At 54.8% G+C, this 11,648-nt stretch carries 10 protein-coding genes; 2 read left to right on the top strand and 8 right to left on the bottom strand.

The window, feature by feature from the left end; all coding sequences use genetic code 11:
* Window positions 1-24: 24 nt before the first annotated feature.
* On the bottom strand, window positions 25-963 hold the full coding sequence (ribF, locus tag IBT47_RS18370; protein WP_105594772.1) for a bifunctional riboflavin kinase/FAD synthetase: 939 nt from the start codon (window positions 961-963) through the stop codon (window positions 25-27).
* Between the two features lie 317 nt (window positions 964-1,280).
* On the opposite strand from ribF, the gene rpsT reads away from it, so the two are divergent.
* Window positions 1,281-1,544, top strand: coding sequence for a 30S ribosomal protein S20 (gene rpsT, locus IBT47_RS18365; protein ID WP_105594773.1), 264 nt, complete (start codon window positions 1,281-1,283; stop codon window positions 1,542-1,544).
* A 57-nt stretch (window positions 1,545-1,601) separates the two neighbouring features.
* Here rpsT and nhaR read toward each other — a convergent pair whose 3' ends face one another.
* The 7 genes from nhaR to tal all read right to left on the bottom strand — a co-directional run bounded on the left by nhaR (window position 1,602) and on the right by tal (window position 10,567).
* Window positions 1,602-2,492, bottom strand: coding sequence for a transcriptional activator NhaR (gene nhaR / locus IBT47_RS18360; protein ID WP_105594774.1), 891 nt, complete (start codon window positions 2,490-2,492; stop codon window positions 1,602-1,604).
* Between the two features lie 18 nt (window positions 2,493-2,510).
* Entirely contained in the window at window positions 2,511-3,671 is a 1,161-nt protein-coding gene (gene nhaA / locus IBT47_RS18355) for a Na+/H+ antiporter NhaA (RefSeq protein WP_200562030.1), read from the bottom strand.
* Between the two features lie 260 nt (window positions 3,672-3,931).
* Window positions 3,932-5,071: a molecular chaperone DnaJ gene (gene dnaJ / locus IBT47_RS18350; RefSeq protein WP_105594776.1), complete on the bottom strand. Its 1,140-nt coding sequence runs from the start codon at window positions 5,069-5,071 to the stop codon at window positions 3,932-3,934.
* A gap of 110 nt (window positions 5,072-5,181) precedes the next feature.
* On the bottom strand, window positions 5,182-7,089 hold the full coding sequence (gene dnaK, locus IBT47_RS18345; RefSeq protein WP_200562028.1) for a molecular chaperone DnaK: 1,908 nt from the start codon (window positions 7,087-7,089) through the stop codon (window positions 5,182-5,184).
* 237 nt (window positions 7,090-7,326) lie between these two features.
* Entirely contained in the window at window positions 7,327-8,631 is a 1,305-nt protein-coding gene (locus IBT47_RS18340) for an MFS transporter (protein WP_200562026.1), read from the bottom strand.
* A 128-nt stretch (window positions 8,632-8,759) separates the two neighbouring features.
* Complete coding sequence (gene mog / locus IBT47_RS18335) at window positions 8,760-9,347, bottom strand: molybdopterin adenylyltransferase (RefSeq protein ID WP_200562023.1); 588 nt, start codon at window positions 9,345-9,347, stop codon at window positions 8,760-8,762.
* A gap of 266 nt (window positions 9,348-9,613) precedes the next feature.
* Window positions 9,614-10,567 (bottom strand): transaldolase, encoded by a 954-nt coding sequence (gene tal / locus IBT47_RS18330; RefSeq protein WP_200562021.1) that lies wholly within the window; start codon window positions 10,565-10,567, stop codon window positions 9,614-9,616.
* A gap of 266 nt (window positions 10,568-10,833) precedes the next feature.
* Here tal and yaaA point away from each other — a divergent pair, with 266 nt between their 5' ends.
* Complete coding sequence (gene yaaA, locus IBT47_RS18325; protein WP_200562019.1) at window positions 10,834-11,610, top strand: peroxide stress protein YaaA; 777 nt, start codon at window positions 10,834-10,836, stop codon at window positions 11,608-11,610.
* The last annotated feature ends 38 nt before the right edge of the window (window positions 11,611-11,648 follow it).

Below are 11,648 nucleotides of genomic sequence, written 5' to 3'. Positions count from 1 at the left end.
TTCCGTATTTCGCTTCAGTTCTGTTTAAACCGGTGTCTTCAGCCCGAAAAAGTCGCGGGCAGTCACCACATCTTTAGCAATTTGCTCTTTCAGTGCATCGAGCGAGGCAAAGCGCTGCTCGTTGCGAATTTTTTTACGCAGCACCACATCAATATGGCGCCCGTATAGGTCGATAGCGACATCCAGCAGATGCACTTCCAGCTGCTGACGCAGCCCGGCAACGGTGGGTCGGGTGCCAATATTGGCGACGCCCGGCAGCGGACGCTCCCCAAGGCCCAGGACTTCAACGGCATACACCCCTTTTACCGGGGAAACGGTACGACGCAGCGGCAGGTTAGCGGTGGGGAAACCAATCGTCCGGCCCAGCGCATCGCCGTGGACCACGCGACCAGAAATGCTGAAGGGATGCCCCAGCAAAACGGCGGCCTGCGCCAGATCGTCGTCTGCCAGCGCCTGGCGTACCGCCGTGCTGCTGATGCGTTTGCCATTATCACAAAATGTCTGGGTGCTGATGACATCGAAACCGTATTCGACGCCAGCCTTCTGTAATAACAGGAAATCGCCCTGGCGACCAGCGCCAAAGCGGAAATCATCACCGACGACAAGGAACTGCACGCCCAGCTTATCGACCAGCAGATCGGCAATAAAACTTTGCGCCGTGTGGGCAGCAAAACGCCTGTCGAAGCGCACGCACAGCACGTTATCAATACCGGCTTGTTCAAGGTAACGAACTTTTTCACGCAGGCGGGTCAGCCGCGCCGGGGCACCGTCAGCCGCGAACAGCTCCAGCGGCTGGGGTTCGAACAGCATCACCATCACCGGTAGATTGCGCTGTCGCCCTTCTTCGCACAGGCGCGCCAGCAGCGCCTGGTGACCGCGGTGTACGCCATCGAAATTACCGATAGCCAGTACGCAGCCGCGATGCTGCTCTCTCAGGTTATGTATACCGCGGATAAACTTCATGGCTGGCTCAAATTTGTGGAAATCGGCGGATTATACCTTGTACAGCGATGAAGGTTAACCCGCGATTGCGGGCTTTCGCGCTTTCTTACTGCCATTTCATTCTGTATGGTACTCGCTGGCCATGGGATTATATTTTTTCTTGTGAATAAGCTGTATTCGCCAGGCTTATGCTGGTAGAATCTTGCGCCATCGAAACGTAACCAAGTGCCAATGTTTCATCGGCGCTTATTTGCACAAATCCATTGACAACCGAAGGCGAAAAGGGCATATTCCTCGGCCTTTGAATTGTCCTCATAGAACTATTTGGGAGTTGGACCTTGGCTAATATCAAATCAGCTAAGAAACGCGCCGTAACGTCTGAGAAGCGTCGTAAGCACAACGCTAGCCGTCGTTCAATGATGCGTACCTTTGTTAAGAAAGTATACGCAGCTATCGCTACTGGCGATAAAGCAGCTGCACAGGCTGCATTCAATGAAATGCAACCTATCGTGGACCGCCAGGCAGCTAAAGGCCTGATCCACAAAAACAAGGCTGCTCGTCATAAAGCAAACCTGGCTGCACAGATCAGCAACCTGGCGTAATGCCAGCTTGTTAATCCGCGTTAAAAAGACCGCCTTACGGCGGTTTTTTTATGTCCGTTAAACGGCAAACAGCGCGCTGAAATCCTTATTGCAGATCCGCTGTACCGCCGGATGCTGAATCATTCGTTCAGCAAAAATCACGTGGTACTCTTCAACCACCGCCTCCGCCTGGCCCAGTTCAACAATCCCCTCAGCGTAATAACTCTCTTTGCCATACAGCGTGGGTGCCACAAAAATGGCCCGATTTGCGGCTCCAAAGGCCTTCATCAGCGCCGCATCATCGAATTCACCCAGAATGGTAACGTCCAGATTCTGTGACTGAAACCAGTTCAGCAGCCTGCGCCCCAACATTGAACGCCTGCCGGGAACCAGCAAGTTATGCGCGGTCAGACAGGCAGGAAACGCGCTATCGGGCAGCGCATCATGGCACCAGAAGCTAATGCCACATTCGCCCAGCTTGATGGAAAACAGCCCCGCCTGCTGCGAGGAGTCCACCGGGCAGTCGGAGAGGATCATATCCAGTTTGTGTTCGCTGAGCTGCTCCAGAAGCAGTTCATGGGTAGACTCAAAGCAGCGCAGATGGATAGGCTCCGCTTCCTGTACGGCGGTCGCCAGAATCTGGCTGACCAGCTTTTTGGATAACGCATCGGCCACGCCAACGTCAAATAGCAGGCTCGCTTCCTTGCGATAGTTAACGATATCCAGCATCTCCTGGCTGAGGGTAAACATGCGGTCGGCGTAGCGGAAAACCAGCTGTCCCAGCTCTGAGGGCACCAGCCCCCGCCCCTGCCGCTTAAACAAGCGCCCCTGCAGACGCTCTTCCAGCGCCTTCAGCTGGCCGGTAATGGTCTGTGGCGTAAGGTTGAGTACCTCAGCAGCTTTAACCACCGAGCCGGTTTTACAGACCTGCCAGAAGTAATAGAGGTGGTTAAAGTTCATCTGCGACATGTCATCCCTCGCGTTGCCTTACTTCAGCTTAACCCGCAGCAGCAGATAGCCCACCACGGCGGAAACCACCGAGCCGGTCAGGATGCCCAGCTTCGCCAGGGTAACCATCTCTTCATGCTGTGCATCAAAGGCCAGTGAAGCGATAAAGATCGACATGGTAAAACCAATCCCACACAGCACGCCAACGGCGGCAATATCGACCATTTTAGTTCGCTCAGGCAGCGCAGCAATTTTCAGCTTCACGGACAGCCAGCAGATCAGCGTAATCCCTAACGGTTTGCCGATAAACAGGCCAAGGATAATCCCCAGCGGTACGGCGGAGAACAGACCGTTAAGCGACACGCCGCGCAGCGATACCCCGGCATTGGCAAAGGCAAACAGCGGCAGAATAACCCAGCTGACCCACGGCTGTAATCCGTGCGCCAAATCGACCGACGGTGAAACACCCTCCTTTTCCTTCAGCGGGATAAAGAAGCCGACAATGACCCCCGCCAGCGTGGCGTGAACGCCGGATTTCAGCACCGCAATCCACAGCACCATCCCGACCAGCAGATACAGTGACGTTTTACGAACGCCACACAGATTAAGCAGTGCCAGCGCGACAATCGCAGCAGCAGCAATACCCAATGAGAGCAGCGAAAGGTCGCTGGTGTAGAAGAAAGCGATAATCACGATCGCCCCAAGATCGTCAATGACCGCCAGCGCCATAAGGAACATTTTTAACTGTACCGGCACCCGACTCCCCAGCAGCGCGAGAATACCCAGCGCAAAGGCAATGTCCGTGGCGGTGGGGATCGCCCAGCCGTGGATCGCCAGTGGATCGTTATGGTTAAAGGCGGTGAAGATCAGGGCCGGAGCCAGCATTCCGCCCAGCGCGGCGATCAGCGGGAACATCGCCCGCTCGCGACTGTTTAGCGAGCCGGTGACCAGTTCGCGCTTCACCTCAAGACCAATCAGAAGGAAGAACAGCGCCATCAGCGCATCATTGATCCACAGCAGCAGATCTTTGTTGATGTCGAGTTCACCAAAACGGAACTGCACCGGCATCGCCAGCAGCGCCTGATATCCCTGCTGCGTCGCGCTATTGTTTGCCAGAAGCATCGCAATGGCAGCGGCCACGATCAGGACCACACCGCCGGTGGCGTCATTGTTAAGCAGACGCTTAAGAGCTGTTTTCATCGAAGATTCCATTAATTCGAGTGTGTGCGTGAAGAAGACCACAGCATACTCGTTTTAACTCTTCGTAAAAAACAGATTATAAATGGTTAACCGATCGGAATTTCCGAAGAATTGCTCTCCGCTGCCGTATGCCGATACGAAGCCGGGAAAATTCCCGTGAGCCGCCACAAACATGCCGGTGAAAACGGAAGCCGCATAAAGCAAATGGGCGATCTCTGCCGAGATCGCCCATCAAATACCACGCTCAGAGCTAAAGCAGATTAACGCGTCAGATCGTCAAAGAACTTTTTCACGCCGTCAAAGAAACTCTTTGAACGCGGGCTGTTCTGATCGCCGCTCGGGCCACCGAAGCTCTCTTCCAGCTCGCGCAGCAGCGTTTTCTGCTTCTCATTCAGGCTGACCGGGGTTTCCACCACCACGCGGCACAGTAGGTCGCCCTGAGCACCACCGCGTACGGATTTCACGCCTTTACCACGCATACGGAACAGCTTGCCGGTCTGCGTTTCTGCAGGCACCTTCAGCTTCACGCGGCCATCGAGGGTCGGCACTTCAATCTCACCACCCAGGGCTGCCATTGCGAAGTTGATCGGCACTTCACAGTACAGGTTGTTCTCTTCACGTTCGAAGATACGGTGTTTTTTCACCTGAACCTGAACGTACAGATCGCCAGACGGTGCGCCGTGCTCACCGGCTTCACCTTCGCCGCTCAGACGAATGCGATCGCCGGTATCCACGCCCGCCGGAATTTTCACCGACAGCGTTTTTGATTTCTCTACACGACCGTGGCCGTGACAGGCGTTGCACGGATCTTTAATCACCGAACCGCGACCGTGACAGGTTGGACACGCCTGCTGAACGGTGAAGAAGCCCTGGCGCATCTGCACCTGACCTGCACCGTGACAGGTTGAACAGGTCTGCGGCTTGGTTCCCGCTTTCGCTCCGCTACCGTGGCAAACCTCACACTCTTCCAGCGTTGGAATGCGGATCTCTTTGGTCACGCCGCGTACCGCTTCTTCCAGCGTCAGTTCCATGTTGTAGCGCAAATCAGCACCGCGTGCGGCGCGCTGCTGACGGCGGCCTCCGCCGAAGATATCGCCGAATACGTCGCCAAAGATATCGCTAAAATCTGCACCGCCACCGCCGAAACCACCGCCGCCGCCGCCCATTCCGCCCTGTTCAAAGGCAGCATGGCCGTACTGATCGTAAGCCGCACGTTTCTGCGCATCGGTCAGAATTTCGTACGCTTCTTTGATCTCTTTGAATTTCTCTTCGGCTTCTTTATCGCCCTGGTTGCGGTCAGGGTGGAACTTCATCGCAAGACGTTTATAAGCCTTTTTGATTTCACGCTCTTCCGCAGATTTGGAAACGCCTAAAACCTCGTAATAGTCTTTCTTCGCCATTGTTATTGATCCTGCCCTTAACATGCGTGCACGGGCGGGGAGAAATCTCCACGCCCGTGCTGGTTAATACGATGCTCCATCAGGGGAGCATCATGCCCGCTCAAGGGCGATTATTTCTTGTCTTTAACTTCTTCGAATTCGGCGTCAACGACGTCGTCATCTTTCTTACCTTCGGCTGCTTCGGCTGCGCCGCCAGCGGCCTGCTGCTGCTGAGCAAATTCCATCAGCTTACCGGACACTTCCATCAGCGCCTGGATTTTCGCTTCAATCTCAGCTTTGTCTTCGCCTTTCAGCGCAGTATCCAGCTCGGTCAGAGCCGCTTCGATTGGCGCTTTCACGTCTGCTGGCAGTTGGTCACCGGCATCGGTCAGCTGCTTGCGGGTGCTGTGCGCAACCTGGTCACCCTGGTTACGGGTCTGCACCAGCTCTTCAAACTTGCGGTCAGACTCGGCGTTAGCTTCTGCATCACGCACCATTTTTTCGATCTCTTCGTCGTTCAGACCGGAAGAGGCCTTAATGGTGATCTTCTGCTCTTTACCGCTGTTTTTGTCTTTAGCGGATACGTGCAGAATACCGTCGGCGTCGATGTCGAAGGTCACTTCGATCTGCGGCATACCGCGCGGCGCAGCCTGGATACCGTCAAGGTTGAACTGGCCCAGTGACTTGTTATCCGCAGCGCGTTTACGCTCACCCTGCACAACGTGGATGGTTACCGCAGACTGGTTGTCTTCAGCGGTAGAGAACACCTGGCTGTGCTTGGTTGGGATGGTGGTGTTCTTGGCGATCAGTGAAGTCATCACGCCGCCCATGGTTTCGATACCCAGCGACAGTGGGGTAACGTCCAGCAGCAGAACGTCTTTTACTTCACCGGCCAGTACGCCACCCTGTACGGCTGCGCCCACGGCAACGGCTTCGTCCGGGTTAACATCTTTACGCGGCTCTTTACCAAAGAACTCAGCCACTTTTGACTGCACCATTGGCATACGCGTCTGGCCACCAACGAGGATAACGTCGTTGATATCAGACACGGACAGGCCCGCATCCTGCAGCGCAACTTTCAGCGGCTCAATAGAACGAGTAACCAGGTCTTCTACCAGTGATTCCAGTTTCGCACGAGTCACCTTGATGTTCAGGTGCTTAGGACCGGTCGCATCCGCCGTGATGTACGGCAGGTTGACGTCGGTCTGCTGTGCAGAAGACAGTTCGATTTTCGCTTTTTCAGCGGCTTCTTTCAGGCGCTGCATAGCCAGCGGATCGTTGTGCAGATCGATACCTGAATCTTTCTTAAACTCAGCCACCAGGTAGTTGATCATGCGGCTATCGAAGTCTTCACCACCCAGGTGGGTATCACCGTTGGTTGCCAGAACTTCGAAGGTTTTTTCGCCGTCAACTTCATCGATTTCGATGATAGAGATATCGAAGGTACCACCACCCAGGTCGTATACCGCGATAGTGCGGTTGCCCTGACCTTTATCCAGACCGTAGGCCAGTGCGGCTGCGGTTGGTTCGTTGATGATACGTTTGACTTCCAGACCAGCGATGCGGCCGGCATCTTTGGTTGCCTGACGCTGTGCATCGTTGAAGTAAGCCGGTACGGTAATAACCGCTTCAGTCACCGGCTCACCCAGATAATCTTCGGCTGTTTTCTTCATTTTTTTCAGCACTTCTGCAGAGATCTGCGGAGGTGCTACGCGCTGGCCTTTCACGTCCAGCCATGCGTCACCGTTGTCAGCGCCAACGATTTTGAACGGCATGATTTTAATATCACGCTGTACTTCTTCATCCTGGAAGCGACGGCCAATCAGGCGCTTAATCGCAAACAGGGTATTCTGCGGGTTGGTCACGGCCTGACGTTTAGCAGGCTGACCCACCAGCGTTTCACCATCCTGAGTGTAAGCAATGATGGATGGCGTGGTGCGATCGCCTTCCGCATTCTCCAGTACGCGTGCCTTGCCGCCATCCATGATAGCTACACAAGAGTTAGTCGTACCCAGGTCAATACCAATAATCTTACCCATCTAAACGTCTCCCACTTAAATTCATTTCAAATCAGGTTATGAACCTTAAATGCGGGCATTATTCACAGTTTCAACTGCTCATCCCGCTCTTTTTTTTCCAGGTCCGTAGCCTCGGATGCCAATTAAGATGGGGCCGCCAGGCGCCGCATCAAGGGGCAACAGCAAAAAAAATTCGTTTTTTTTGAAAAAAAACGGACCGGCAGAGGCCAGTCCGGTTTAACCACGGCAAATCAGGGGTTACTGCGCGCTGACCTGCTGCAGTAAAACGCGCTGCGCGGATGCCCGCTTAAGCCACAGACCGACCAGTACACCGACCCCGGCCAGGCCCAGAACGTAATAAGCCGGTGCCATCGGCGTCAGCTTCATCATCAACGTGACCATGATCGGCGTCAGCCCACCGAAAATGGCATACGAGAGATTGTAAGAGAAGGAGATCCCGGTAAAGCGGACCGCAGGTGGAAATGCCGACACCATGACGAAAGGCACCACGCCAACGACGCCAACGCACAGACCGGCCAGCGCATAGGCGCTGAATAGCCAGGCCGGATACTCGGCGGCAACGGTAAAGAAGGTCCAGCTGGTCACTGCCAGCAGCAGGCTGCCGACGATCAGCGTGGTTGCCGCACCGATGCGATCGACCAGCGCACCGGAGATAATGCAGCCGAAGATCAGCATCACCGTGGCCAGGCTGTTCGCTTTCAGGGTCAGCGCCGCGGGCAGGCCGTGGAGTTTTTGCAGCAGCGCGGGTGCCATCAGCAGCACCACCACAATACAGGCGGAGAGCAGCCAGGTCAGCAGCATCGACACCACCACGCTCTGGCGATGATGGGCAACTACCGTCTTCAGCGGCAGCTCATCCGATAAGGCTTTACGCTGCTGCATCTGGGTAAACACCGGCGTTTCATGCAGCCAGCGGCGCAGGTACATGGCCAACAGGCCAAAGGCACCGCCCAGCAGGAAGGGAATACGCCAGCCGGTCTCGGCGATAGTCTGCGGTGTCATGCTGGTATTAATCAGCGTGGCGACCAGCGATCCCAGCAGAATGCCAAAGGTCAGTCCGGCGGTCAGCGTACCGCAGGCAAAACCTACGCGCTTTTGCGGCACGTGTTCGGCCACAAACACCCAGGCACCGGGAACCTCACCACCAATAGCCGCACCCTGCAAGACGCGCAACAGGAGCAGCAGAATGGGGGCAGCAATACCCAACGTGGCGTAGGTGGGCAGCAGGCCCATCGCCAGCGTTGGCAAAGCCATCAGCAGAATACTCAGGCTGAACATTTTCTTGCGCCCTTTGCTGTCACCAAAGTGGGCCATGATCAGACCGCCAAGCGGACGGGCAAGATAGCCGGCAGCAAAAATAGCAAAGGTTTGCAGCTGGCGTAGCCATTCCGGAATATCGGCGGGGAAAAACAGTTCGCCAATCACCGCTGCAAAAAAAACGAAGATAATAAAGTCGTAGAATTCCAGCGCGCCACCGAGCGCGGCGAGCACCAGGGTTTTGTAATCCTGTCGGTTCAGAGGTCGTGCGTGTTCTTGTTCCATGATTCTTCTGATAAATCCATAGTCTGAGAGCAGAAAAATAATTACACCTTGTAAAGCTATGCTTACTATAACGGCAATTATCATCTACACCAGACGGCACTGGATCTTATACCTGAGAATCCTGTTTTTTAGCTGTTTGTCTCGCGGCGAGCGCTTTTAGGCCTAAATGCTGCTACTACCTGCGGGTTAGTTTCAATGTAAGGCCCGTCAAGCAGCTGAATGCAGTAGGGCACGCTGGCAAAAATACCGTGGACAACCGTCTTGCCCTGCTCATCCCTCAGCCCTTCCAGCGTCTCTTTGATCGATTTCGGCTGGCCCGGCAGATTAATCACCAGCGACTGTTTGCGAATCACACCAACCTGACGGGAAAGGATGGCGGTAGGAACAAAATTCAGGCTGATCTGCCGCATCTGTTCGCCAAAGCCGGGCATCTCACGATCGGCGATTGCCAGAGTGGCATCGGGTGTCACGTCGCGGCGAGCAGGCCCCGTGCCACCGGTGGTCAATACCAGATGGCAGAAAAGCTCATCAACCAGTTCGCAGATTGCCTGCTCGATCATCGGCTTCTCATCGGGGACCAGCCGCTTCTCAATTTTGAACGGCGTGGATAGCGCTTCAGAAAGCCAGGCTTCCAGCGCGGGAAGCCCCAGATCCTGATAGATGCCGTTTGCCGCGCGGTCGGATACGGAGATCAGGCCAATGCGAAGTGTATTCATAGGTATTTGCCGTCAAATAGAGAAAGTTAACGCAAGGATAAACCATAGCAAAGCAGGATGTATAGCGAGGGTGGGCGATTGGAAATTCAGAGACAGAAACGGTAGAAGCCAACGCCGCTTCGGCTTCAGGTGTGAAGGCTGGAGCGCCAAATTAACTGGAGCTGTAGCAAGGTGGCTGGCGGGTTAATCCCCGGGAGCTTACGTCAGTAAGTGACCGGGGTACGTCCGCGCAGCTAACGCCGCTACAGCTTCAGGTATGAAGGCTGTTACAGCAGGTCAGCGATCATCTTGTCGAGCTTGCCCTGGTCAACGGCAAAGTTACGGATGCCTTCAGCCAGTTTCTGAACCGCCATTGGGTCCTGGTTGTGCTGCCACAGGAACTCAGACTCGGTCATTTTCGCCGGACGTGCTTTCACTTCACCGGTGTAAGACAGTTTACGCTCGATGCTGCCTTCGGTCTCAGCCAGCTCTTTCAGCAGGCCTGGAGAGATGGTCAGACGGTCGCAGCCAGCCAGCTCAATGATTTCGCCTACGTTACGGAAGCTTGCGCCCATCACCACGGTCTCGTAACCGTGCTGCTTGTAGTATTCGTAGATTTCAGTCACAGAGATCACGCCTGGATCTTCAGCCGGTGCGTACTCTTTCTTATCGGTGTTAGCTTTGTACCAGTCGAGGATACGGCCAACGAATGGCGAGATCAGGTACACGCCAGCTTCGGCGCAGGCGCGCGCCTGAGCGAAGGAGAACAGCAGGGTCAGGTTACAGTTGATGCCTTCTTTTTCCAGCTGCTCTGCGGCACGGATACCCTGCCAGGTAGAAGCCAGTTTGATCAGGATGCGGTCGTTGCTGATGCCTGCATCGTTGTACAGTTTGATCAGGCTACGCGCTTTCGCGATGCTGCCTTCGGTGTCATAAGACAGACGTGCATCGACTTCGGTAGAGATACGGCCCGGAACCAGCTTAAGGATTTCCAGACCAATGTTGACGGCCAGTTTGTCCGCGGCGAAAGAAACCTGTGCTTCTTTGTCGCTGCTCTGCTCACGTGCCCAGGCAACTGCTTCATCAATCAGTTTACGGTATTCAGGGATCTGGGCGGCGCTGAGGATCAGAGAAGGGTTGGTGGTTGCATCCTGCGGTTTGTAGAGTTTCATCGCTGCGATGTCACCAGTATCGGCAACAACGGTAGTGATCTGACGCAGGGAGGATAATTTGTCCGTCATAGTTGTCATTCTCATCAAGGTTGAAACAAGGTTGATTTGTCAGGGTGTTGAAAATGTCTGCCCCGGATGATAGCACGCGTACCCTGCCATGCAACAACCATAAAACCCTGTGCCACAGGGGGATAAAACCTCAACACAAACGGGCTTTTTTCGTTCCTTTACGATGAATCAGCAGATCCACCAATGACAGCGATTTGTCCTCTTTAAACGCTTTTTTGCTACAGTATGCACTGGCAATTTTTCGCGATGCACAAGGACCCCCGATCATGTTGATGGTAATTTCCCCCGCAAAAACGCTGGACTATGAAAGCCCGCTGGCGACCAAACGTTTTACCCAGCCCGCGCTGCTGGAGGAGTCACAGAAACTGATCGCCGTTGCGCGTCAGCTTTCCCCGGCGCAGATTGGTTCCCTGATGCACATCAGCGACAAGCTGGCGGTGCTGAACGCGGAGCGCTTCAATGACTGGCAGCCTGAGTTTTCCCCTGAAAACGCGCGCCAGGCCATTCTGGCGTTTAAAGGCGATGTGTACACCGGCCTGCAGGCGGAAAGCTTTAGCGAAGATGATTTTGACTATGCCCAGCAGCACCTGCGCATGCTGTCCGGCCTGTACGGCCTGCTGCGCCCGCTGGACCTGATGATGCCTTATCGGCTGGAGATGGGTATCAAGCTGGAAAACCCGGCGGGTAAAGACCTCTACAGCTTCTGGGGCGACCGGCTGACCCTGGCGCTGAACGATGTACTGGCTGCGCAGGGCGATAATGTGCTGGTGAACCTCGCTTCCGACGAGTACTTCAAGTCTGTAAAACCTAAGCAGCTGAACGGCGAGATTATCAAGCCGGTGTTCCTCGATGAGAAGAACGGCAAGTTCAAAGTCATCAGCTTTTACGCTAAAAAAGCGCGCGGCCTGATGAGCCGCTACATTATTCAGAACCGCCTGACAAAGCCCGAGCAGCTGAAAAAGTTTGATGTGGACGGATACGTTTACGATGCCGACGGCAGCAAGGGAAATGAGCTGGTGTTTAAGCGGCGTGAAATGGCGTAAAAAAAACGGAGTGGGCGATACCCTCTCCGTTTTGTCGC

Source organism: Erwinia sp. S43 (assembly GCF_016624745.1).
Lineage (GTDB): Bacteria > Pseudomonadota > Gammaproteobacteria > Enterobacterales > Enterobacteriaceae > Erwinia > Erwinia coffeiphila.
The sequence above is the reverse complement of the archived record's forward strand: the minus strand, read 5'-3'. Positions and strand labels throughout refer to the sequence as shown.

Bases quoted from the DNA above. Each gene is read 5' to 3' on its own strand.
- mog (WP_200562023.1), bottom strand. From the start codon at position 9,347: ATGAATACACTTCGCATTGGCCTGATCTCCGTATCCGACCGCGCGGCA.
- tal (WP_200562021.1), bottom strand. From the start codon at position 10,567: ATGACGGACAAATTATCCTCCCTGCGTCAGATCACTACCGTTGTTGCC.
- ribF (WP_105594772.1), bottom strand. From the start codon at position 963: ATGAAGTTTATCCGCGGTATACATAACCTGAGAGAGCAGCATCGCGGC.
- IBT47_RS18340 (WP_200562026.1), bottom strand. From the start codon at position 8,631: ATGGAACAAGAACACGCACGACCTCTGAACCGACAGGATTACAAAACC.
- nhaR (WP_105594774.1), bottom strand. From the start codon at position 2,492: ATGTCGCAGATGAACTTTAACCACCTCTATTACTTCTGGCAGGTCTGT.
- dnaJ (WP_105594776.1), bottom strand. From the start codon at position 5,071: ATGGCGAAGAAAGACTATTACGAGGTTTTAGGCGTTTCCAAATCTGCG.
- dnaK (WP_200562028.1), bottom strand. From the start codon at position 7,089: ATGGGTAAGATTATTGGTATTGACCTGGGTACGACTAACTCTTGTGTA.
- nhaA (WP_200562030.1), bottom strand. From the start codon at position 3,671: ATGAAAACAGCTCTTAAGCGTCTGCTTAACAATGACGCCACCGGCGGT.
- yaaA (WP_200562019.1), top strand. From the start codon at position 10,834: ATGTTGATGGTAATTTCCCCCGCAAAAACGCTGGACTATGAAAGCCCG.